The organism is Aquimarina sp. 2-A2, assembly GCF_045505135.1.
In the GTDB taxonomy this organism is placed as follows: domain Bacteria; phylum Bacteroidota; class Bacteroidia; order Flavobacteriales; family Flavobacteriaceae; genus Aquimarina; species Aquimarina intermedia.
The window spans coordinates 112,436-131,630 of record NZ_JBJKFI010000006.1 but is presented as its reverse complement, the minus strand read 5'-3'; the positions used below and the strand labels follow the sequence as shown (position 1 = coordinate 131,630).

Genomic DNA, 19,195 nt, shown 5'->3' with positions numbered 1-19,195 from the left:
CGGGGGAGTACTAAGAGTATAAATAGGCAGTTGAGTTATGACAAAATACTTCTAACACCTTCAACAAGAAAGTTACTTTGTATATTGCTTAGCGTAAAATATATTTCAGCAAGTCCGGAAAGTGACCAACATAGAATGGATAAGGCCAGCCATACCTGCCCAAAATCGTTCTGTTTTTTACCTATGTGCCACCAAATTGCCATTAATGCTATAAACGCAAACAAACAGGCAGCAAATTGCCACCATCCATAAAAGAGTATAGTTTCCTCGTTCATAACTACTATTCTGAAATACTTAGGTTAAATATAGAAAAACAAGACAGTCAATGTAAAAAGTTATTTACAATGAACTTTTATTAAACGCATTATCTATGAATTATTCTAAAATTTGATGTGTGTATTTAATTAAATGCTTTATAGTGAAATACGTAAATATTACTACGTTATCCTTGTAAATTTTTGTAGTAATATATTGTCAAAATAAATTTTATAGTATGAAAGATATTCAATGACTTTATCAATAATAGGTTATTGTTTTGCTAATACTTTTATTTTACGATTAGATGGCTCTGCAACTATAATATTATTATTCGAATCTACAACTACGCTAGTTACAAAATCCAGTTGATTAACGCCAATTTTTTCAATAACTGCACCAGAGAAATCGGTTTTAATTACGAAGTCACCAGCCGCAATATAGATATAATTATCTTTTACAAAATTGCCATAAAGGCTGTTAGTTATATGTGAAAAATCCCAAGCTTTGACAAAATTTCCATTGGTATCAAAGAAAGTAGCTTTTGCATTAATTTGATCGGTAACCACAACTAAATTATTAAATACTGATAAGCCCCAGGGTTCGTTAATTTCCTCTTGACCTTCACCTTTACTACCAAAACTTGTCATATAATTTCCATTTAGGTCATATTTATATATCTTATGATGATTAAAACCTTCTGTTGGATTATAATTTACTGGTACATAAAAATTATTCTCTGAATCCACAGCAAATTGCCCTACCAAATTCATTGAGGTATTGTTGTTGAAAACCTCAATATTATTTTCCTCAATTATAAGATTATACTCGTTTGATAATAAAGTTTTATTATATACGAAGTTTGGGGCACGGGAATCTATATTTGATTTAAATAGTCCAAGATAATTACCATTCACACTATATTTTTTGATATTTCTATTGTCTCCATCACTTAGAAATAATTCATCGTTGTTATTGATTGAAATTAAAGCAACAAAACCAAATTGATAATCTTCTCTACCCCCTTCTCCAAAAGAATACAGAATATTGTAGGGTTGAGAATGCGTATACCCATATATTTCTTCGCTAAATTCACTAAATTCAGTTTCTGAATTGTACACCCTTACTTTGTAGAAGTACTGTGTCAGAGAATTAGTTATATTAGTATCTTCAAAGGTGTTTTTTGATGTTTCTCCAATTACTTCGTATTCACCAGTTAAGTTTGATATTTTATATACTTGATATTTTTTGGCGTCGGGAACAGAAGCCCAACTCAGGGATATTTTATTATTAAAGTCCCCTTGGCTTGCAATCAGATTTGTAGGTGGATTGAAGCTTGGTGTTATAATTGTAATTAAAATTTCTGTCTCATCAGAATTGTTTGAAGAGTCCCATGCAACCCCCTTTAAAGAATATTTTCCAGAAGGATATGATGTAACGTCTACTGAAAACTTATAGGGAAAGTCACTGTCAAAACCAATTAAAATATTATTTAAATATAGCTCTACCTTGTCAATAAATTGATCATCGTTGGCTTCAATATCAACATTTAATAAGGTTGTGTGTGAAGATTCGTCAATCGGACTTATAATTGAAATGGTGGGATCTATTATGTCATTCTGAATGTCGTCTCTTTCCTGGCTACAAGAAATAATAAGTGTGTAACTACTTATTAAAATAATATAAATAACAAAGCTTTTCAAATTGTTTACGCTCATCCTACCAAATTTTTATTTAAATAATCAACAATAATAGTTCATTATTTTGGATCGAATCTGCAATGTAAGAAACTTTTGTCACTTGGATTTTAGTGAGATTATTGGATTTAAACAACAATTGTGTTTTCTTTAAAACTAAATTTTATATAGTTTTTTCAAAATATTTGTTATCTTATAACTTTATTAATTTTTTTGGCCAGTTTGAATTTGCGAATAACTAAGGAATTCTCTAGGATGCCAATTAAATTTTACCATAAATAAAAAGTAGTACAAGTACTAAACACTCCAAATAGAATAGCATAACTAACAGCAAATTTCAAAAAAAGTTTAAAATTTAATCAGGAATGTTATATTTGCACCTCACAAATCGGGATGTGGCGCAGTCCGGTTAGCGTACACGGCTGGGGGTCGTGTGGTCGTAGGTTCGAATCCTATCATCCCGACAAGCTAACAACCCCTGTAAACACAGGGGTTTTACTTCAAAAGGCTTAATTCCTAAACAACAATCTTTCAATTTTAAACGGTATTTATAGGTAGATTTAGGTAGTTTTTGGTTACTTTTATTGCAAATTTATTGCAAATTATGGTAAGTGCAGAAATTATCGTTGATACCAGAAGAAAAACGAAGCAAGGTTATCCGATTAAAATAAGAGTTTTTAAAAGTGGTGAGGGTCATAAGTATATTTCTTTAAAGGTTTATTCAAATACTAAAAATCTAAAGTTCACACCTTTTTTAAATAAAAGGGCTTTGCAATTAGAAGATGAAGTTAATTACTGTAACGAGAATAATTTTGATTTTAAGCACTCTTTACAGATCTTAAAACATGGAATTGATAAAAATAAGGAACTTGAAATATTCTTATTGAAGCAAAAGATAGCGGAACTGGAAAAATCATCGAGTATTGGAATGATAGAATTTTCTGAAAGATTAATCAAGGAACGTGAAGCTTCTAATTTTTCAACCAGAGATTTAAAGGATGGAATACGGGAAGTTAGAAATTTTGTTTATCCGAAAGACGATATAGGAATTAACGAAATAACTTTCGAATGGGTTAATAATTATATAGTCCACAAAAGAGCAGCAGGAGCAAATGACGGGGGGATAAGTTATTATCTAAGAACGCTACGAAGCATATTTAAAGAATCTCAAAAAAGGGAGTCGCTAAATATAAAGAACGGGAATCCGTTTGCAGGACACAGGGTAAACCGTAAAAATAGTAAGGAATTAGAAGTGCCTACTATAGAGGATGTAAAAAAGTTATTTGATTTTAAACCAAGGCTAGGCACTACGGATTTAAGTAAATTTAAGATGCAGCGTAATATTGATATATGGTTATTTCAGTTTGCTATTGGCGGGCATGATTATATAGATATTGGAATGTTAAGATGGGAAAGTGTTACCGATAGGATCAAGTTTAAAAGGCATAAAAACAGAAGAAAACCGCAAGGGGGGAGAACGGTTAATAATTTCTTATCAAAATTTGCCCTTGAAGTTATTGAGAAATACGGAACGCCTGAAGATGAAAGGGTTTTTTCTTGGATAGAGAATCCTAAAAACACCTATAAGAATGACGCTTTTAGAAGGACGGTAGGCAGGAGTTTAAAAAGAGTATCTGAAACACTTAACCTATCTGTAAGCATCAGCACTAAAACACCACGTTACTTTTTTAGGACTAACGCAGGGGAGTTATTAATAGACATTGGAGTTACGTATCAAATACTAGCTCACAAGTCAAGAGAGACTACATTCGTGTATCAAAGAACGCTACCGAATGAGATTATAGATAAAGAACATAAAAAGGTACTAAACTTAATATTTGACAAAGAAATGATATAAATTTTAACATTGTACCATTTTGTTCTATAAAAATATACGGAAAAGCCGTATACAACTTAGTGTATAAATGTATTATGTTTGTAGAACTTCTGCCCCAACAGAAAAAACACAATACTTATGGTATAATTTTGTAATTTAGACTTTTAATCTAAACTATACGGAATTATGAAATTTTTAGCAGTATTATCAATCTTAGCATTGACTATAGCGTCATGCGCAACACCTAATTTAAATGAAGAATCAGGACAAGAACTACAAGACTTCGAAACCTTTACAATCGACAAAGGAAAAGTACAACCACCGGGGGGAAGAGACAAGACAGTCATTCAAGAAACTATTATTGAAAGTGAAGTTAAATCTGAAGAAGCAATTGACAAAGAAAAGGTACAGCCACCGGGAAGTGGAAACTAATCTCGTCGGTCTACTAGTATTTATAACGGTTATAGCTGTTATTGGATTTTTATCGCCCCTTTCTCATGTTTACTATCTTGAAAACGATGAAGAAGGGGTTTTTGGTTTCACATGGATGAGTTCTTTTTTATTCGCTATTGGATTCCCTATTTATTCGCTTTGCATGGGTTTTTTCATGAACCTAGCGTCAACACTTTTCTCAACGGTTGAAAAAAAGAAGTTTAAAATAATGGCTATTGTTTTTAAGGTGTTAGGGGTTAAATCCTTTTTCTTGGGAGCTTTATTTCTAGTTTGGTCTTTTAGTCCGAACGTAAAAGATTTTGATCCTTCCGTCTATTATAGATCACTTGTTCTAGTTTCTGTTTTAATAAGTATCTCTTTAGTATACTTTTCAAACTACGTATTCAATGTGAACAAGACTATCAAGAACCTAAAAGCAAGCCTTAAATCAATGTTTGGATTCGTGTATGATATGCCAAGCAATGATCTTGTAAACCCTCTTAAAATCAAAGAATTCGACATAAACAAGCTTAAAATCACAAACTCAATTTTAGATCAGAATGAGCAATAAACAAAGAAGATTAGACCAACTTAAAAACTCAGACTTTTTCCCTGAGAAGCATATCGCGACCTACGACAAGGACTACGATAGGCTAGCCGACGAAGAAATAGACGAAGTACACGAGAAAATTAATTCACTTAAAAAATCTGGATTGGATTTGGAAGATGTGAAGAACGTGCTGCTTAGTCACATTAATGCACGCGTTAATATAACGATGATATGACACACAATTACTTAATCAAAACCTTTTATAAAATGAAATTCTTATTATCCTTTTTTACCCTTAGTTTATTATTTGTATCGTGCGCACCGTTACAAACAACCCCGGTTGCAATTGATGCAGTTGAAAAAACAATCAACGCACAAAAAGAAAAAGACAAATTATTTGTTATAGCGAATAGTTGGATGGTTCAAACATTTAAAGACGCTAAATCAGTGGTACAGTTCACTGACAAGGATCAGGGCGTAGTTATGGGAAAGTACTTACTTAATACTACGGTTGTCAATAATACAATGATGAAAACGGTTGATACGTTTGATGTTTACGCAGTAATCAAATTACAGGTAAAAGATGGTCAAACAAGAATTAGTATTGACCCTTACGACTTTAGCGAGATAAAGTCAATGTACGTGCCGAATCCGTATTTAAGAGCAGATGCAATGAACGATATAAATACACTCATTGCCAGTTACGAAGATTACATAAATAATTACACTGATAGTTTCTAATAACTATCGCACACACAATTAAAAGCCTGTCATTCGATGGGCTTTTTTATTGTCCTTTACTCACCGCATCGGCAAAAATCTTGTCAATATCCATATTCAATACCTGAGCGACTTTGTAATAAAAGAAGCCTTTAAACTTTTCCTTTTTACTGAGTTCTTCCCAATTATCCATAACTTTTTGAGCTAGGCTATCCATTTCATCTAAAGTAGAATTCACTTCACTTTGTTTCACTTCTGTATTATTAGCGTTCATAGATATTAACCATTCATACGAATAATCTGGAAAAGCTTTATTAATTTTCTGTGCGGTTCTATGCGTTACTTTATCGGTTTCACCATTCTTTATTTTATAGAATGTTCCAGTGGGAATGCTTGTTTTTTCAATGAATTCACGGACTCCCAACCGATTATCTACCATAATTTTTTTTAGTTTTTCATAAGGTGTCATAATGTTCGTTTTATTAAGGTTTTTTACATAACGAAAAGTTAAAGTTTTCACTTTTGTTTCATTATGTGTTCGTTTTTTCAATTTTGTTCACTATATTTGTTTCAACAAAAAGAAAGAACAAAGGTATGGAAACTATAACGAACAAAACAACAGAAATCTTAAAAAACAATTCTCGAATAGATGTAGACATCGATATGAATACTGTTTTTGTAGAAGCTACGCAGGACGGTTTTAATATCCTTTTAGAAACTACAGATATAGACGGTAACTACGAAATAGAAATCACTAAAGACGATGTTCAGATTACGGACGAAGAGGTGATAAAGGCTATCGATCTATTTATCTACGAATACGCTTTAAACATCAGAAACAACACTACACCTGTATTTGATGAATCAGACAAACAAAACGCTACTAACTTAATATACGCATAATCATGAGCCAGACAATTACAATAGAAAAAAACAGCCAAATAGAACTAATTACACACTTGCTAGTAACCAAGTTTCAAGAGATAGAATCAACTAAACAATATTGGCAATATGAGGAGCAGGAAGAAATAAAAGACATTCTTATTGCAATCGGGAGAGAAGATAAAGTAATCGAATTAACAGCATAGAAATGACATTGAAGAACAAAACAAAGAAGGCTTATTCGATGCTACCTAAAGGAATTAAAAAACGAGTAGCTGAATTACAAAGAATAAGCACTCAGCAAGTCAACTTTATTCTAAGAGAGAAAACGGATCATGACGATATGTTTTTTGAAAGACTTCTAATTAATGTGAAAAAAGCTTCAAAAGAATATAAAGAAGAAGTTAAGGGAAACGATAAAAAAATACAATCAATCTAATGAAAGTATCAGATCAATTACAACGGTTAGAAAAAGAAGGTTTTACAATTCTTAGTAATGCTGATCTAAAAGCTTTGATGTTAGAGATTAACCGATTATCCAGAAAAGACGACAAAACAAACACCTGTTCAAAGTCTACCGCAATGGAAATTTTAGGATGTAAAAGTGATAAAACCTTTTACAAAATAATAAACAAGACAAGAGGTGTAAGAGGGAGTGTTCAAGGCACTTACATACTAAGCAAAATAAAGGCAATTAGAGAAAACAATTAATCACTTAAATAAACAAACATGAAAACTATCACACGAATTTTTAAAGGGCTTAAAGAACTACTTAACGGAATCTTAGAAGCAAAGGCAGCAAGTAACGCAATCCACCACGGGGGAGTTAGAAGAGGCCGATAAACTAAACAATATGGGAGCAATTGAAGATCATTTACTAACTCAAAAATTCTTATTCGGTTATGCAATATTTCTTGCATCTGGCATAGCAGTTTTTATAAGCTTATACCTAACACAGATAGGAAAAACAGAACATATTAAAAATCATAAACCATGAATAAACCAGACACACCAAGGGATAAAGAAATAGAGAAAGCCTTAGTAATCGTTTGCTTAATAGCAATAGCAGCCGGAATAATAGTAGGGTATTTTTATTAACCAATAACAAAGTCATGAAACAATTCTTAGAAATATTAAAAGAAGGAATTAAAGAGATTCAAAGTAATGGTAAAAAGGATTTCGAATTTCTGTCAGGTTTTAGAATCATTAACGGAAAGTGGCACTATAACGAAACCCAAATGTGGGATTGCAATTACGATGAAAAGAACAAGTTCGATCATCATGTAAGATTTTTAAGAGAAATAGAAAACGCATAAAAACAAAACCTAATAAAATCAAAAATTATGGCAAATGAAATAACTATCCCAACAATTACCGATCTGGTAAATGAAACGGAAAGCACGGTTAAGATGAATAACTTAATGGTGTTATTAAATCAAAACCCACCTAATGAGTGGTTGGTATCTCATCCTATGATTAATGGATACAGATATATCCCGATAGAACGCGTAGAATGGCTTTTAAGCAGAATATTTAAAAAGTGGTGGGTAGAAATACTTGATAGTAAAATAGTTGCTAACAGCGCGGTTGTAACGGTAAGGCTATTTGTTATTAACCCTTTAGATGGAACAGAATGGCATAACGACGGTATAGGGTGCGCGCCTATACAAACAGACAAAGGCGCAGGAGCTACAGACTTCAATAAAGTTAAAAGCGACGGTGTTACTAAAGCTATGCCTTCAGCGGAGACTTATGCTATTAAAGATGCAGCAGATAAGTTCGGTAAAATATTCGGAAAGGATAGCGGTAGAAAAACAAACATAAACTACAACAATCTTATAAAAGAAAGTATCACCAAAAAAGACCTTGTATAATGAAATACGATCCTCAAAATATAGAAGATGGAGTTTATACGGATATGCCAAATGAGGTGTACCATGAAAACCGAACTCACTACAGTTCTTCATCGATTAAAGAAGCTTATAAATCAAACGCGCATTTTAAAGCTTACTTAGAAAGAGAAAACGAAAGAAAATCACATTTCGACTTTGGTCACGCATTTGAACTATCAATTACAGACCATAAAGAATTTGATTCTAGTGTAGCTATTTATAGTGATACTGAAATAATAGAACAAATCAGAGAAGAACGACCAGAGATTAAGAGTATTACCTCTACAAAGGAATATCAAAAATGGAAGCAGTCTTTTTATTTAAAGAATGCAGAAAAATTAATAATTCAGGAATCTGGAAACGATTCTTTAGATGTTCTAACGGTATTAAAAAAGAGCTTATACAGTCATAGTGCTGCGCCTAAAATACTTACAAATTGCGAATATCAAACTTCCATTTTTTGGACGTGTCCTGAAACAGGAATGAAGCTTAAAACGCGTCCTGATTTTTGGAAGCCAGAAACTAAAGATAGAGGGGCGGTTATCTCGGATCTTAAAACCGACAAAGATAGTGATCCAAGCAGCCATCTTAAAACAATAGTCAATCTTAACTACCCTTTACAATCGGTAATTCAAATCAAAGGATTGCAGCACGCTAAACTAATAGGTGAATCATTTAGATTCTTCTGGATAGTTTGCAGTAAATCTTCACCATTCAATACAGAGGTATACGAATTTGATAGCACAGATATAAAAGCTTTTACTGAATCAGTTGATTTTAAATTAAGTGAATTAAAAAGAGCTATTGATAAAGGTGTGTTTCTATCCTACCAACCAGATATAGACTACGGAGTTAAAACGGTTTCATTTCCATATTGGTATAAAAATAAGATGGGCGTAGTTGATTCTATAGACGACATAAATAATTACTAAATGAAAATATGTAATCAATGCAAACTTAAAAAAGATAGGGAATGTTTTAGCCCTGACAAAAGAAACCAAAACGGATTAAGTAATACTTGCACGGAGTGTGAAGCCAATCCAAGAAAACCAAAATACCACAACAAAAATAATTATAAATAAAAAGTAAGAAATGAAAATAATAGATAAAGCAATTAAACCTTACGAGATACACATTAATAACAACAGCTATAATGTGGAAGAGTTTACAGGCAACACAGATAAAAAAGGCAATGAACTAACTAAAAACCACGGCTATTTTACATCTATAGAATCTGCTGTTGAAAAGATCGTAAAACTAAAAGTAAATAGCAATGATGATATAGTGAGCTTAAACGAGTTTTTAGGAAGGTACAAGTCATTAAAAGAGTCAATTAGTCAAACATTAAGTGTATAAACAATGGAATTAGAGGGAACAATTAAAATGATCGGGGAAACCCAAACTTTTGGAGACAATGGTTTTAGGAAAAGGGAATTAGTAGTAACGACCGAAGAGCAATATCCTCAGCATATTTTAACCGAATTCGTACAAGATAAATGTGATTTACTTGATAATTACAAAGTAGGTGACGGGGTTAAAGTCGGCATAAATTTAAGAGGTAGAATCTGGACTAATCCACAAGGCGAAGAAAAGTATTTCAACTCTATTCAAGGTTGGAGAATCGATGATAGTGGAGCTTCTGTACCTACACCAGTTCAAGCTAATCAAGCTGCTCAGGATTTGACAGCTGAAGAATCGGACGACTTGCCCTTCTGATATGAAAATAACCCCTTTTTCATTAACGAAGATACAGAGAGCCAGAGTAAGCTCCATCCACAAAAGAAAGGATGATATAAAAGCTAACATAAGGCTACTTGCACGAACCAAAACACGACATCCGGGGATAATCAAAGACTGCATTAATTACTGGAATAAGATGTTAGATTATTACGATACAGAACTTCAAAAAATATAAAAAAAATGAGCACAACAATTCAAAACAGAAACGCTTCCTATAACTCTTTAATAGGGATTCTAGGAAGAAAAAGAAATCAAGTTTTCAATCTATTTATTAAAGAAGGTAATGCGACTTCTTGTGAGCTATCTGAAAAATACGGAATTCCAATTAACCAGATTGTAGGACGCGCAACTGAATTGAATGAGTTATGCTTGCTTACAGTTCATGGAAGCAAAAAAAATCTTACTACTGGATTTAACAATGCTATGTACAGGCCTACTACTAAAATTGAACGAATTGATTTGTGTATTAAAAAGCGGGATTTCTTAACCAGTAAAAAAGACAGTCTTATCAATGACATCACCTTGGATCTTAGTGTTTATTCAAAAATAGACATCACAAGAAAGGTGAGAAAAATTAACCGCCAGATTGGGAAACTGGATGCCATCCTAAGTTTTAAAAATATCGAAGTTATTGACCCTGAAACCGTAGACGCCAATGCGTAGACTAGAAACTAAAACAGCCTTTCTAAATGAATAATAAAAAGAAAAAATGCAAAGGAATCGGAAAGGCTTATGGTTTCGAAGGATGCTTAACTGAAACCTATTACAGAACACATGGATTATGCCCTAAATGTTTATCTGATTGGTTTGAAACGGAGGTTGGAAAAATATACTTCGCTAAGTTAAATCTGAAGGCAAAAAAGGACGTAGAAAAAAAGGAAAAGAAAAAGCGGATTGAAGAGAAAAAGAAGATTACCGACTTTTCTACAAAACTACAAACTGCAATAAACAAAATTGTAAGGCTCTTAGACATAGGTTTGCCATGTTTAGCTAGAAATTACCACGCCAATCAAATGCACGCAGGACACGTGTTCTCTAGGGGGTCTAACAAAACAATGAGGTTCAATCTTCATAACATACATAGACAATCTGCTCAATCAAATCATTATCAAAATGAGGATGGTTTATTAAGGGAGGGTTTAAAAAATGAGTACGGAGAAAAGTACTTTGATTTCATTAGTTCTTTAAGACGTACAGAAGCTCTAAAATTTACAAATGTTGAATATGAAGAGTTTTATAGAAAAGCTTGCAAGATAGCCAACAGGTTAAAAAAAGAGGGAAACAACTACAACCTTAAAGAAAGGATTTATCAAAGGAATTTAATAAATAAAGAACTAGGGATTTATGAAGATGAATATTGTGAATTTAAAAATTAAGAAGCTATGAGAGAATTTATAACAAGTACAGTGTGCTATGAACACAATGTTTCAATGTATGAAATAAAGTCTAGTAAAAGAGATGAAGAACTTGTGTTTTCTAGGCAGCTTATAGCTTATCTCCTTTCACTTTACGGTAAAATAAGGAAAAAGGATGTTTGCGAAGTAATCAATAGAAACCGATTAACAGTAGACTACTCTATTAAGACTATAAGAAACTACTTAGATACAGATCCAGAACGAAAAAAGAGAATATTAAAAATAGAAAAAATAATACAATCAAAGGTAAATGAAGAAAAGATAAAGGACAAAAAGTTAGGGCTTATGGATAGATTAATAGCCCTTGAAGAAGAGATAATTAATATTAAACTAGAACTTAAATCAGCATAGAATGAGCGACCAACTATTTAATAGTTATGAATTATCAAGAAGATGGTTTGATTTCTGTTTTGAAAATCCAGAAGAAATAACATTGCAAGACATACTTAGTCATAAGATAAGACAACAAAGAAATTATTTAAAAGGGGGGTTTTATTTAATAAAAAATACTAAAAATGGAAAATGTTATGTAGGTAAATCAAAAGATTATATGTCTCGATTAAAGCAGCATATATATAAATCTAGTTCAAAAACAAAAATAGATAAATCTTTAAATGAAGATCCTAAAGCATTCAAATTTTACTTATTAGCTAACTACAAAGATATTGGTATAAATTTTTTTAATAGAAAGCTAGAAACAATAATTGAACACATATTTATAACTGTAGCTAAAAGCTTCTACCCAGAAGGGTATAATAACATTCATTATGGACATCTTTAAATTATACAGAGTTTTTTGGGATTGGTCTTTTGAAAACCCTGAATTAATAAAACCCAATCATATCGCTTTATATTCATTTGCAATCGAACATTGTAATAGATTAGGATGGAAAAAAAAGTTTGGTTTTCCTACCACAATGGTTATGGACGCTATAGGTATAAAAAGCTACTCAGTCTATAAAAAAACACTTAATCAATTAGTTGATTTTGGATTTATAGAAATGATAGAATACTCAAAAAACCAGTACAGCGCAAACATAATTGCTTTGAAAGAAAATTACAAAGCACCTGACAAAGCAAATGACAAAGCACTTGACAAAGCATTCATAAAGCACGTATCAAAGCAATGCGAAAGCACTAGTCAAAGCACTAGTCAAAGCACAGTACAAAGCACAGTACAAAGCACAGTACAAAGCACAGTACAAAGCATTGATAGTATAGATAAACAATATAACAATAAACAAGTAACATATAAAAAAGAGGTTTCAGATGATGAAAAATACACTGAGAAAAATTTTTTAGACACTTGGGCTGAAGCTAGAATGCATTGGGATAAAAAACCAACCAACATTTCAAAACTAAACACTCAGGAGACTAACAATTTTAATCAACTGGTCAGGGTGTATTCTGAAAAAGAATTCAGGGAAGCTATGAACGGTTTGTTTTTCCAAGACTCATATCCCAAAGTTCGATTAAGACCTACTTGGCTTTTAGAGTTAAGCAATTTTGAAGAAATGCGGGAATGTTGGCTTAGCAAAGAAAAAGTTTTCGGAAATCTTAAAAAAATATCGTGATGAATGTATCTCAGTCAATAAGCCGTTTGATTTATAAATTTTCCAAAGCAATTAAAAACGATGATGGAACAAAGCGCAAGAACGTTAAGCCGATCTATGTTGACCAAAACGATTTAGATGCTTTAAAAAATATTGTTAAGTGGGTGAATGATCAAAAAAAAGAATCAATCAGTCAACAAAGAATGTTTGCTAAAATATTTATCAAAAAACTAGAATTCGAGATATGGAGAACATCAAGCTATGAAATGGCACTAGAAAAAATTCAAAGTGAATTATCTGTTAGTTTAGAATCTCACTACAAATCTTTTAGAAACGAAATGATGATGTTTAATTTCGATATGGCTTGTCAAATGGTTGGCGTTCCTGCGGATTTAGACTTCAAGAAAGGAATTACGGTTGATGAAAGAAAAAGCCACGCAAAAGAAGTTTTGAAATGCATAAAAGACAACGAGATTGAATTAAAAAAAGAAATAATAAGCGAGCATTGGAACGAGGAAAACACAAACACAAGGCTTAACGATCTTATAAGCGACTTAATAAACAACTATGGGGATAGACACTAGTATTTTAGATGGATTAGATTTATCAGCTTCTGAAGAAGTTGTAAAAAGGGATTTTAGCGAGTTTCATTACGCTAATAAAATAGATCCAAACAAGGTTTACAAAAAGCCCCCTTTAGCAGTTTCTGTAGGTTTAGATCCTGTTCCTTACAAGGGAACTAACTACCCCCTGAAATTGTTTTCTTTTGGAGATATAAGCATGATTGTCGGTGAAGAGAAAAGTAGAAAATCTTTTGTAAAAAGTATGATAACTGGTTGCGCTATTGGTGGTAAAGCTAATGAATACAACGAAGATATAAAGGGGTATGGGTTACATGACAAGTGGATAATCGATTTAGACGGTGAACAGAGTGAGTACGATTGTTTCTTAAATCACGATAGAATACCTAAGATGTGCGGGGGGATGCCACAAAACTATCATTACGTTCAACTTAGAGGAATGAAAAAGAAAGAGCGTGTTCAGTATTTGGATTGGTTATTCATGGAAAGTGAATTCAGAAACAATTTAGGCTTAGTTAACATGGATGGTTTTGTAGACTTCTGTAAAAACTTCAACGATTTAGAAACAAGTGAAGAATACGTAGTTGATCTTTTGAGATACGCAGCAATTACTAAATGCCATATATCGGGTGTCCTTCACTTAAATCCGGGATCTGAAAAGTCAAGGGGGCATTTAGGAACTATTCTACAACAAAAAGCTGAACAGGTTATAATGGTTAAAAACATTGGTGACGTTTCAGAGGTAGTGTGTAAAAGTGTAAGAGGTAGCAGGAAGTTTGAAACATTCTACGTAGGTGTAGATAGTAACTGGCTGCCATACAAAGCAGATTACAGCGAATCTGTTGGGGGGATATAATGGATATTGATTCAACTAAATTAATACTACAAGCCTTAAAAGCTAAATCAGACACTTCAGGCGGTCACTGCGGAACTTATTTAGTAAATCTGTCACATAGTACCAGTATAGAGCTAAAAGAGCTTAAAAAAGCCTTAAATGAGCTTTACAAGAATAAAGAAATTAAAATTAGAGAAGGGATTCACGGTAAATTAATATTTATAGCATGATAAAAGGCAAGTGGAAAGACAGTAAAGGAAAATACATTTTCGATTCTGATAAAATAGAGATCGAAGGTAAAGAGTACTTAGTAAGAAAAAAGGACGGTAGACTGGGTTACTTTGATCCAGAGCAAAACAAAGTAATAATGTTTTTAGGAAAATACGAAGATCACACAGTTAACAACGCAACAAAAATTTTTAAGCCATGAGTACAACAATTAAGATTAACGACAACGGGGAGATTCTAGTAAACGGAAAAATCTACAATCAAGAAACGATAGCAGGTAAATTCACATTTACTGAGATTAAGCACGTAACTAGGTTTATAGAATCATCTAAGAATTTACCGGGTTACAAAGAAGTAGTTAACAGGGTGTTTAAAAAAGGCGCTTAAACCGTATTAAATGCTATTATACAAAGGTTTAAATATGTTAAAGTTTAATAAAAGTATAATATATTGCACTTTGTATTGTTTTTTGTTGTATATTTGTACTATAACAAACACGGAAATTATGACAACTATCGAAAAAATACTTAAAGCTCACGGAATAATGACAACTACAGAAGGTGTTTTTGGAAACACGGTTATTATCGCTTGGGATGAATTAGGAATGTTTGAAGAAGCACGGTTTAAAATTGACGATGAATTAAGTAGAGTTTATGAATTTTTAGGATAGAAACAGAGAATAAAAAATCTGTAATCAAGATTAGCAGCAACGAAAGCCACACAATTAGCCAAAGGGGTGGAGATAACATCAAAGCCAAAGTTCTTACTAAAAAAGAAATTGAAAAGGGTAGAAGTAACGCATACAGATACCTTGATTTTAAGGATTCAAAAAGCGTAAATTTTAAGACTAAGTTAAACTAAAAGAAAGATAGAGTTATGTTAGATAGTAGACATAGAGGTTATGCAGTAATGAATAAAGATCTTGACGCTTTCTCTTTTGAAGGTGATTTCGAAACTTGTAAAAGATATTGCAGAAATGGTGACGTAATTGCCGAAAGAATACCTTACAAATTTGGTATGTCTATTAGAATTACTTGGCATAAATACTGGTATAAACCTATACAATTTAAAAAGCGTTACCGAGAAGCTAATATTTTTTACTTGCATTTAAACTGGAATAATGAATATATGCACAGAACCGGAAAAATAGTTTACCGGTCTTAGGTTGAAATTTTAATCAACTGATAACAAAAAGGAATAATGGATCCAAGAGAAATTGAAAACCCAAAAGCCGAAGAAGATTTTAAGTCTCAGGAAAAGCGCGAAGCTTTTATTAAAAAAGCACATAAGAATAAAGCAAACTTTGAAAAACATTTTGCTCTTAAAAAAGAAGTTTTTGGTGACATGGATCCTAATGATTTGAAGTTACTATTAGAAAACGGAGATATTAACGATTGGTTTAGCTTATTACTTATAGAATATGCAGAACAATATTACGAATACAGGGTTGAGTTAAATAGAGCAGCTGAAAAGAACTAATTTAATAAATATAAAAATGACACCAACACAAGCGACGAGAAAGGCAAACCAAGCAATATCTTATTTAAGACTTGCTGAATCTGAGTTAGAAGTTTTAGATGCAATTGCTTTAAAGGAAAAAATTGAATGGAATTTAGTTAATAATGAATTAGCTGATCAGTGGAATGAAGCTTTTGGAGATGCTCAAAAGTACCTGCCTTAGTTTCAAGCACTAACACACAATAACAAATAAGATGGAAGAACAAAAATGCATTATAACGGATTTAAACACTTTATGTAATAATTGCGGTTTTTTCGAGAGTGAATCTAGTGTGAACAGTGGATATGGTTGTTTACATACTTATTGCGGAGATGGGGAGTTTTTGAATAAAAAAGGAGAAGGGATTTCTGAGTATGATTGGTTAATTGCAGAATCTCTATCTAAGCGTAAAATTAGATGCAATAGGAGATTAGCAAAGAAAATGATCAAAAAAACAAGGAAAATGAATTTTGATCAAAAAAAAGAGTGCCTTAAAAGATTAGGCTTCACTTACTACGGTAAATGTTATTCGTTTACATGTCCAATCTCATGGGAAGTAGAATTCGAAAGCATAAAAAACTATGAGAATAGCGAAGATTATGATCACTTAGAATCAGAGGAAGAAATGCCTTGGGGATTTGGAGATGAGTTAATGGGATTGGAAATAAAGGAAGCTGAGAAAATGAATATTTTTTAACACTAATAGATAAAAGAAATGAAACCAGAAGAAAAAAATATAAAAAAAACAGCTAATTGGAACGCACTCAAAAAAGTAAGCGTACAAGGTAAAGAAGTGGAAGTGTTGTTATTCCTTGACAGCACAGAAGAACATGGAGAACATATTAAAATTCAAGGCATGTTGAATGAATTTTTCTTGACTGATATTGTAATTGCTGGACAAAATAAGGATAGAGATTTTATGTATAGTCTTATACAAAATTTTCCAATAAAAACACTAAAATATAGAATTGAACAATTAGCTTATGATGCTGGTGCGGTTTGGTGATCACCTTTTTTCGGTTTTCCGCCATTTCCCCCGATCATAGTAATACCTCACGCCCTGATAAGTAAAGTTCTTATGTTTAAAGATAAGCCTTGAAAAGTTTTTTTGAAGATAACCAACTGATACCCGGCCTTCAAAATCTTTGTTATATGAGTGATAAGAGTAAACCCCATATTTCAAACGCGCCCAGGCTTTACCAGAATCATTTACTTTGATTTCATGGTCTATGGTATAGCAACGCATAATTAGTTCTTCTATGAGCGATGCATTAATTTCAGATGGGTCTAGTTTCATGGGGTGTAAATATAAAAAAGAGTAAACAACAATTAACCTTAGTAAATTAGATTATGAAAGATCCGAATAAAATAGCAGAACAATTAATATCGGATTTTATAGAAATGCAGCCGAAATACTTAGATAAAATTGGTATTCCAATGAATCGACAATACGAATTTGCTAAATGTCAAGCTAAATATTGTGCGCACGTTGCTAAATTTTCTCATGCAAAAGAATCAGATGATTTTGAGTATTGGTTTGATGTGCAAAAAGCAATTGAAAAACTGTAGGTAACACCCCTATATAATTACTATTTAATGAAAACAGAGATACAAACTAAATTAGAATTAGCTGAAATATTAGTAAAGAACTTGGACTGCAAAGATACCAGTAAAGCACTAAGCCCTTTATACGAATACATACAAGAGGAATTAATTATCCCACGTGTTACCCCTCGTTTTTCTGTTTCATTGGTTTACCAAAACCCTAATGCAAATATGCTTAGAACATTGGCAACAGATGCAAATAGCAAAGAGGAAGCTCTCGGAATAGCAATTAAATACTTTGAAAAAGAAACCGATGGTTTTGGATTGATTCTAAAATCTGTTACTCTATTAAATTAGGGGTAACGGAATAAGGTACAAACGTTTATTATGAAAGAAAAAAAGAAAATAGGAATAATTGGAAATGCAAGTACTGGTAATTCTTTAGTTTATGAATTGGCTAAAAATAAATGTGGTTTACCTATTGTTGTTGTACATAAGGAAACGTTTTATTGCGATGGCGTAGCGCAAACTGGCGAAACCGCAAGGTGTAAAGAACAGTGTAGTTATTGTATAGATAGAAGAAGTGAGAAATGATATGCACTACAACACCGAAATATAGTTACCTAACCAAAAAAAAGAAAACATGGAAAAATTCAAAGTAGAAATAGACAGAAGAGAAATAGTAGAAACTATAAACGAAACTGTTCAGTCTAAAATAAAAGATCAGTTAAACTTACAAATGGATGATATAGAAAAAACCATTGGTGAGTATTTTAATCGATCACTTTTTAATGATAAGAAAACCCAGTTTGAAAATGCTCTGGACTATACGGTTGAGATGGCTTTTAGAGAGGGTTTAAATTCTGCGATGGAAGAGCTTAACTTTAAAGAGATGATTGCAGATAAAGCAAAAGAACTACTTAAAAGTGATAATCTCATACAAGAACTTGCGGAAGCTAAAGTTAGAAGTTCTTTAGGATTACCAGAAAAGTAGTATTACACACAACATAAAGAAACACCCCACATAATTATATAACCGTCTTAGTAATTGATAGCTAAAATAAAATTAAATGAAAAACATAACCAGAGAACAATATAATAAAGCACTTGATATTGTAGAAGCTTATCATAAAAAATTAAGTGTTGATAAAATCAAAATAGAAAATTCAGAAAAAACGCCTAATAAGGAATGGCTTGAATCAAATGCTTGCTCAACAAGGTTAAGAAATATAATTTACTATGATGATTATTTTAAATATATTGAAGATTGGGAGAAAAAAGAATTTATAAGAATAAGGGGAGCAGGATTAAAGACATGGAATGAATTTGAGCGTTTAAGGGGTTTTTAATAATACAGTTTGTACTAATAAAAAAGATAAAATACTCAAAAAAACACGCTTCAATCCATTTAATTTACGTATATTTGAAGAACAAAATAAGAGGGTTGTTTAAATCCTTTTTCTTAATTAAAATCCAGTTTTCGACGACTTTAAATTTTATTAAGATACAAATTAGTCTCAATATTAAATCGCCGG

At 32.1% G+C, this 19,195-nt stretch carries 36 protein-coding genes and 1 tRNA gene; 34 read left to right on the top strand and 3 right to left on the bottom strand.

Annotated elements, in window-relative coordinates:
* Positions 1-35: 35 nt before the first annotated feature.
* Together ACJRPK_RS14175 and ACJRPK_RS14170 are read right to left on the bottom strand one after the other, a co-directional pair.
* Positions 36-275, bottom strand: coding sequence for a hypothetical protein (locus ACJRPK_RS14175; RefSeq protein ID WP_407140905.1), 240 nt, complete (start codon positions 273-275; stop codon positions 36-38).
* A 252-nt stretch (positions 276-527) separates the two neighbouring features.
* Positions 528-1,973: an Ig-like domain-containing protein gene (locus ACJRPK_RS14170; RefSeq protein ID WP_407140903.1), complete on the bottom strand. Its 1,446-nt coding sequence runs from the start codon at positions 1,971-1,973 to the stop codon at positions 528-530.
* 368 nt (positions 1,974-2,341) lie between these two features.
* On the opposite strand from ACJRPK_RS14170, the gene ACJRPK_RS14165 reads away from it, so the two are divergent.
* From ACJRPK_RS14165 to ACJRPK_RS14145, 5 genes are all read left to right on the top strand, one after another.
* Positions 2,342-2,416 (top strand) — tRNA-Pro (locus ACJRPK_RS14165).
* 140 nt (positions 2,417-2,556) lie between these two features.
* A complete protein-coding gene (locus ACJRPK_RS14160) occupies positions 2,557-3,810 on the top strand; it encodes a tyrosine-type recombinase/integrase (protein WP_407140901.1) in 1,254 nt (417 codons plus the stop codon).
* A gap of 165 nt (positions 3,811-3,975) precedes the next feature.
* On the top strand, positions 3,976-4,221 hold the full coding sequence (locus ACJRPK_RS14155) for a hypothetical protein (RefSeq protein ID WP_407140899.1): 246 nt from the start codon (positions 3,976-3,978) through the stop codon (positions 4,219-4,221).
* Complete coding sequence (locus tag ACJRPK_RS14150; protein WP_407140897.1) at positions 4,211-4,792, top strand: hypothetical protein; 582 nt, start codon at positions 4,211-4,213, stop codon at positions 4,790-4,792. The genes ACJRPK_RS14155 and ACJRPK_RS14150 overlap by 11 nt, the downstream gene beginning before the upstream one ends.
* Positions 4,793-5,038: 246 nt before the next feature.
* Positions 5,039-5,512 carry a DUF4468 domain-containing protein gene (locus tag ACJRPK_RS14145; protein WP_407140895.1) on the top strand — a complete coding sequence of 158 codons (474 nt, stop codon included), beginning with the start codon at positions 5,039-5,041 and terminating at the stop codon, positions 5,510-5,512.
* Between the two features lie 46 nt (positions 5,513-5,558).
* Here the strand turns inward: ACJRPK_RS14145 and ACJRPK_RS14140 are convergent, their stop codons facing one another.
* Positions 5,559-5,960 (bottom strand): helix-turn-helix domain-containing protein, encoded by a 402-nt coding sequence (locus ACJRPK_RS14140; protein WP_407140893.1) that lies wholly within the window; start codon positions 5,958-5,960, stop codon positions 5,559-5,561.
* Positions 5,961-6,085: 125 nt separating this feature from the next.
* Between ACJRPK_RS14140 and ACJRPK_RS14135 the strand changes: the two genes are divergently transcribed.
* The 29 genes from ACJRPK_RS14135 to ACJRPK_RS13995 all read left to right on the top strand — a co-directional run bounded on the left by ACJRPK_RS14135 (position 6,086) and on the right by ACJRPK_RS13995 (position 19,009).
* Positions 6,086-6,394, top strand: a complete 309-nt coding sequence (locus tag ACJRPK_RS14135; protein ID WP_407140891.1) for a hypothetical protein — start codon at positions 6,086-6,088, stop codon at positions 6,392-6,394.
* A gap of 2 nt (positions 6,395-6,396) precedes the next feature.
* Complete coding sequence (locus ACJRPK_RS14130; RefSeq protein ID WP_407140889.1) at positions 6,397-6,579, top strand: hypothetical protein; 183 nt, start codon at positions 6,397-6,399, stop codon at positions 6,577-6,579.
* A 2-nt stretch (positions 6,580-6,581) separates the two neighbouring features.
* Positions 6,582-6,812 carry a hypothetical protein gene (locus ACJRPK_RS14125; RefSeq protein WP_407140887.1) on the top strand — a complete coding sequence of 77 codons (231 nt, stop codon included), beginning with the start codon at positions 6,582-6,584 and terminating at the stop codon, positions 6,810-6,812.
* The gene (locus tag ACJRPK_RS14120) at positions 6,812-7,084 is read left to right on the top strand and encodes a hypothetical protein (RefSeq protein WP_407140885.1); all 273 of its coding nucleotides are present in this window, start codon (positions 6,812-6,814) and stop codon (positions 7,082-7,084) included. The genes ACJRPK_RS14125 and ACJRPK_RS14120 overlap by 1 nt, the downstream gene beginning before the upstream one ends.
* A 401-nt stretch (positions 7,085-7,485) precedes the next feature.
* Positions 7,486-7,689: a hypothetical protein gene (locus ACJRPK_RS14115; protein ID WP_407140883.1), complete on the top strand. Its 204-nt coding sequence runs from the start codon at positions 7,486-7,488 to the stop codon at positions 7,687-7,689.
* Positions 7,690-7,716: 27 nt separating this feature from the next.
* Complete coding sequence (locus tag ACJRPK_RS14110) at positions 7,717-8,247, top strand: hypothetical protein (RefSeq protein ID WP_407140881.1); 531 nt, start codon at positions 7,717-7,719, stop codon at positions 8,245-8,247.
* Positions 8,247-9,197 carry a PD-(D/E)XK nuclease-like domain-containing protein gene (locus ACJRPK_RS14105; protein ID WP_407140879.1) on the top strand — a complete coding sequence of 317 codons (951 nt, stop codon included), beginning with the start codon at positions 8,247-8,249 and terminating at the stop codon, positions 9,195-9,197. The genes ACJRPK_RS14110 and ACJRPK_RS14105 overlap by 1 nt, the downstream gene beginning before the upstream one ends.
* Positions 9,198-9,357: 160 nt before the next feature.
* On the top strand, positions 9,358-9,621 hold the full coding sequence (locus ACJRPK_RS14100; protein ID WP_407140878.1) for a hypothetical protein: 264 nt from the start codon (positions 9,358-9,360) through the stop codon (positions 9,619-9,621).
* 3 nt (positions 9,622-9,624) lie between these two features.
* Positions 9,625-9,981, top strand: a complete 357-nt coding sequence (locus ACJRPK_RS14095; RefSeq protein ID WP_407140876.1) for a DUF3127 domain-containing protein — start codon at positions 9,625-9,627, stop codon at positions 9,979-9,981.
* A gap of 204 nt (positions 9,982-10,185) precedes the next feature.
* On the top strand, positions 10,186-10,668 hold the full coding sequence (locus ACJRPK_RS14090) for a hypothetical protein (protein WP_407140874.1): 483 nt from the start codon (positions 10,186-10,188) through the stop codon (positions 10,666-10,668).
* Positions 10,669-10,694: 26 nt separating this feature from the next.
* On the top strand, positions 10,695-11,381 hold the full coding sequence (locus ACJRPK_RS14085) for a recombination protein NinG (protein ID WP_407140872.1): 687 nt from the start codon (positions 10,695-10,697) through the stop codon (positions 11,379-11,381).
* 6 nt (positions 11,382-11,387) lie between these two features.
* The gene (locus ACJRPK_RS14080) at positions 11,388-11,771 is read left to right on the top strand and encodes a helix-turn-helix domain-containing protein (protein WP_407140870.1); all 384 of its coding nucleotides are present in this window, start codon (positions 11,388-11,390) and stop codon (positions 11,769-11,771) included.
* A 1-nt stretch (position 11,772) separates the two neighbouring features.
* Entirely contained in the window at positions 11,773-12,201 is a 429-nt protein-coding gene (locus ACJRPK_RS14075; RefSeq protein WP_407140868.1) for a GIY-YIG nuclease family protein, read from the top strand.
* Positions 12,202-12,343: 142 nt separating this feature from the next.
* On the top strand, positions 12,344-12,994 hold the full coding sequence (locus tag ACJRPK_RS14070) for a hypothetical protein (RefSeq protein ID WP_407140867.1): 651 nt from the start codon (positions 12,344-12,346) through the stop codon (positions 12,992-12,994).
* The gene (locus tag ACJRPK_RS14065) at positions 12,991-13,557 is read left to right on the top strand and encodes a hypothetical protein (protein WP_407140866.1); all 567 of its coding nucleotides are present in this window, start codon (positions 12,991-12,993) and stop codon (positions 13,555-13,557) included. The genes ACJRPK_RS14070 and ACJRPK_RS14065 overlap by 4 nt, the downstream gene beginning before the upstream one ends.
* Positions 13,541-14,410: a hypothetical protein gene (locus tag ACJRPK_RS14060; RefSeq protein WP_407140864.1), complete on the top strand. Its 870-nt coding sequence runs from the start codon at positions 13,541-13,543 to the stop codon at positions 14,408-14,410. Before ACJRPK_RS14065 ends, ACJRPK_RS14060 begins: the two co-directional genes overlap by 17 nt.
* Complete coding sequence (locus ACJRPK_RS14055; RefSeq protein WP_407140862.1) at positions 14,410-14,619, top strand: hypothetical protein; 210 nt, start codon at positions 14,410-14,412, stop codon at positions 14,617-14,619. Before ACJRPK_RS14060 ends, ACJRPK_RS14055 begins: the two co-directional genes overlap by 1 nt.
* Entirely contained in the window at positions 14,616-14,819 is a 204-nt protein-coding gene (locus ACJRPK_RS14050; RefSeq protein WP_407140861.1) for a hypothetical protein, read from the top strand. Before ACJRPK_RS14055 ends, ACJRPK_RS14050 begins: the two co-directional genes overlap by 4 nt.
* Positions 14,816-15,004 (top strand): hypothetical protein, encoded by a 189-nt coding sequence (locus ACJRPK_RS14045; protein ID WP_407140859.1) that lies wholly within the window; start codon positions 14,816-14,818, stop codon positions 15,002-15,004. Before ACJRPK_RS14050 ends, ACJRPK_RS14045 begins: the two co-directional genes overlap by 4 nt.
* Positions 15,005-15,122: 118 nt before the next feature.
* Positions 15,123-15,287, top strand: coding sequence for a hypothetical protein (locus tag ACJRPK_RS14040; protein ID WP_407140857.1), 165 nt, complete (start codon positions 15,123-15,125; stop codon positions 15,285-15,287).
* Between the two features lie 530 nt (positions 15,288-15,817).
* Complete coding sequence (locus tag ACJRPK_RS14035) at positions 15,818-16,096, top strand: hypothetical protein (RefSeq protein WP_407140855.1); 279 nt, start codon at positions 15,818-15,820, stop codon at positions 16,094-16,096.
* A gap of 16 nt (positions 16,097-16,112) precedes the next feature.
* Positions 16,113-16,298: a hypothetical protein gene (locus ACJRPK_RS14030; protein WP_407140853.1), complete on the top strand. Its 186-nt coding sequence runs from the start codon at positions 16,113-16,115 to the stop codon at positions 16,296-16,298.
* 31 nt (positions 16,299-16,329) lie between these two features.
* A complete protein-coding gene (locus ACJRPK_RS14025; RefSeq protein WP_407140852.1) occupies positions 16,330-16,812 on the top strand; it encodes a hypothetical protein in 483 nt (160 codons plus the stop codon).
* An 18-nt stretch (positions 16,813-16,830) separates the two neighbouring features.
* Positions 16,831-17,121, top strand: a complete 291-nt coding sequence (locus ACJRPK_RS14020; RefSeq protein WP_407140850.1) for a hypothetical protein — start codon at positions 16,831-16,833, stop codon at positions 17,119-17,121.
* A gap of 344 nt (positions 17,122-17,465) precedes the next feature.
* A complete protein-coding gene (locus tag ACJRPK_RS14015) occupies positions 17,466-17,684 on the top strand; it encodes a hypothetical protein (RefSeq protein WP_407140849.1) in 219 nt (72 codons plus the stop codon).
* A 27-nt stretch (positions 17,685-17,711) separates the two neighbouring features.
* The gene (locus ACJRPK_RS14010) at positions 17,712-18,017 is read left to right on the top strand and encodes a hypothetical protein (RefSeq protein ID WP_407140848.1); all 306 of its coding nucleotides are present in this window, start codon (positions 17,712-17,714) and stop codon (positions 18,015-18,017) included.
* Positions 18,018-18,047: 30 nt separating this feature from the next.
* Positions 18,048-18,254 carry a hypothetical protein gene (locus ACJRPK_RS14005; RefSeq protein ID WP_407140846.1) on the top strand — a complete coding sequence of 69 codons (207 nt, stop codon included), beginning with the start codon at positions 18,048-18,050 and terminating at the stop codon, positions 18,252-18,254.
* Positions 18,255-18,303: 49 nt separating this feature from the next.
* A complete protein-coding gene (locus ACJRPK_RS14000) occupies positions 18,304-18,654 on the top strand; it encodes a hypothetical protein (RefSeq protein WP_407140844.1) in 351 nt (116 codons plus the stop codon).
* Between the two features lie 76 nt (positions 18,655-18,730).
* Positions 18,731-19,009, top strand: coding sequence for a hypothetical protein (locus tag ACJRPK_RS13995; protein ID WP_407140842.1), 279 nt, complete (start codon positions 18,731-18,733; stop codon positions 19,007-19,009).
* Positions 19,010-19,195: the final 186 nt, after the last annotated feature.

Bases quoted from the DNA above. Each gene is read 5' to 3' on its own strand.
- ACJRPK_RS14155 (WP_407140899.1), top strand. From the start codon at position 3,976: ATGAAATTTTTAGCAGTATTATCAATCTTAGCATTGACTATAGCGTCA.
- ACJRPK_RS14135 (WP_407140891.1), top strand. From the start codon at position 6,086: ATGGAAACTATAACGAACAAAACAACAGAAATCTTAAAAAACAATTCT.
- ACJRPK_RS14145 (WP_407140895.1), top strand. From the start codon at position 5,039: ATGAAATTCTTATTATCCTTTTTTACCCTTAGTTTATTATTTGTATCG.
- ACJRPK_RS13995 (WP_407140842.1), top strand. From the start codon at position 18,731: ATGAAAAACATAACCAGAGAACAATATAATAAAGCACTTGATATTGTA.
- ACJRPK_RS14105 (WP_407140879.1), top strand. From the start codon at position 8,247: ATGAAATACGATCCTCAAAATATAGAAGATGGAGTTTATACGGATATG.
- ACJRPK_RS14085 (WP_407140872.1), top strand. From the start codon at position 10,695: ATGAATAATAAAAAGAAAAAATGCAAAGGAATCGGAAAGGCTTATGGT.
- ACJRPK_RS14130 (WP_407140889.1), top strand. From the start codon at position 6,397: ATGAGCCAGACAATTACAATAGAAAAAAACAGCCAAATAGAACTAATT.
- ACJRPK_RS14115 (WP_407140883.1), top strand. From the start codon at position 7,486: ATGAAACAATTCTTAGAAATATTAAAAGAAGGAATTAAAGAGATTCAA.
- ACJRPK_RS14120 (WP_407140885.1), top strand. From the start codon at position 6,812: ATGAAAGTATCAGATCAATTACAACGGTTAGAAAAAGAAGGTTTTACA.
- ACJRPK_RS14095 (WP_407140876.1), top strand. From the start codon at position 9,625: ATGGAATTAGAGGGAACAATTAAAATGATCGGGGAAACCCAAACTTTT.
- ACJRPK_RS14175 (WP_407140905.1), bottom strand. From the start codon at position 275: ATGAACGAGGAAACTATACTCTTTTATGGATGGTGGCAATTTGCTGCC.
- ACJRPK_RS14110 (WP_407140881.1), top strand. From the start codon at position 7,717: ATGGCAAATGAAATAACTATCCCAACAATTACCGATCTGGTAAATGAA.
- ACJRPK_RS14055 (WP_407140862.1), top strand. From the start codon at position 14,410: ATGGATATTGATTCAACTAAATTAATACTACAAGCCTTAAAAGCTAAA.
- ACJRPK_RS14005 (WP_407140846.1), top strand. From the start codon at position 18,048: ATGAAAGAAAAAAAGAAAATAGGAATAATTGGAAATGCAAGTACTGGT.
- ACJRPK_RS14030 (WP_407140853.1), top strand. From the start codon at position 16,113: ATGACACCAACACAAGCGACGAGAAAGGCAAACCAAGCAATATCTTAT.
- ACJRPK_RS14045 (WP_407140859.1), top strand. From the start codon at position 14,816: ATGAGTACAACAATTAAGATTAACGACAACGGGGAGATTCTAGTAAAC.
- ACJRPK_RS14140 (WP_407140893.1), bottom strand. From the start codon at position 5,960: ATGACACCTTATGAAAAACTAAAAAAAATTATGGTAGATAATCGGTTG.
- ACJRPK_RS14170 (WP_407140903.1), bottom strand. From the start codon at position 1,973: ATGAGCGTAAACAATTTGAAAAGCTTTGTTATTTATATTATTTTAATA.
- ACJRPK_RS14010 (WP_407140848.1), top strand. From the start codon at position 17,712: ATGAAAACAGAGATACAAACTAAATTAGAATTAGCTGAAATATTAGTA.
- ACJRPK_RS14040 (WP_407140857.1), top strand. From the start codon at position 15,123: ATGACAACTATCGAAAAAATACTTAAAGCTCACGGAATAATGACAACT.
- ACJRPK_RS14070 (WP_407140867.1), top strand. From the start codon at position 12,344: ATGGACGCTATAGGTATAAAAAGCTACTCAGTCTATAAAAAAACACTT.
- ACJRPK_RS14050 (WP_407140861.1), top strand. From the start codon at position 14,616: ATGATAAAAGGCAAGTGGAAAGACAGTAAAGGAAAATACATTTTCGAT.
- ACJRPK_RS14160 (WP_407140901.1), top strand. From the start codon at position 2,557: ATGGTAAGTGCAGAAATTATCGTTGATACCAGAAGAAAAACGAAGCAA.
- ACJRPK_RS14025 (WP_407140852.1), top strand. From the start codon at position 16,330: ATGGAAGAACAAAAATGCATTATAACGGATTTAAACACTTTATGTAAT.
- ACJRPK_RS14075 (WP_407140868.1), top strand. From the start codon at position 11,773: ATGAGCGACCAACTATTTAATAGTTATGAATTATCAAGAAGATGGTTT.
- ACJRPK_RS14000 (WP_407140844.1), top strand. From the start codon at position 18,304: ATGGAAAAATTCAAAGTAGAAATAGACAGAAGAGAAATAGTAGAAACT.
- ACJRPK_RS14100 (WP_407140878.1), top strand. From the start codon at position 9,358: ATGAAAATAATAGATAAAGCAATTAAACCTTACGAGATACACATTAAT.
- ACJRPK_RS14125 (WP_407140887.1), top strand. From the start codon at position 6,582: ATGACATTGAAGAACAAAACAAAGAAGGCTTATTCGATGCTACCTAAA.
- ACJRPK_RS14020 (WP_407140850.1), top strand. From the start codon at position 16,831: ATGAAACCAGAAGAAAAAAATATAAAAAAAACAGCTAATTGGAACGCA.
- ACJRPK_RS14090 (WP_407140874.1), top strand. From the start codon at position 10,186: ATGAGCACAACAATTCAAAACAGAAACGCTTCCTATAACTCTTTAATA.
- ACJRPK_RS14060 (WP_407140864.1), top strand. From the start codon at position 13,541: ATGGGGATAGACACTAGTATTTTAGATGGATTAGATTTATCAGCTTCT.
- ACJRPK_RS14035 (WP_407140855.1), top strand. From the start codon at position 15,818: ATGGATCCAAGAGAAATTGAAAACCCAAAAGCCGAAGAAGATTTTAAG.
- ACJRPK_RS14080 (WP_407140870.1), top strand. From the start codon at position 11,388: ATGAGAGAATTTATAACAAGTACAGTGTGCTATGAACACAATGTTTCA.
- ACJRPK_RS14015 (WP_407140849.1), top strand. From the start codon at position 17,466: ATGAAAGATCCGAATAAAATAGCAGAACAATTAATATCGGATTTTATA.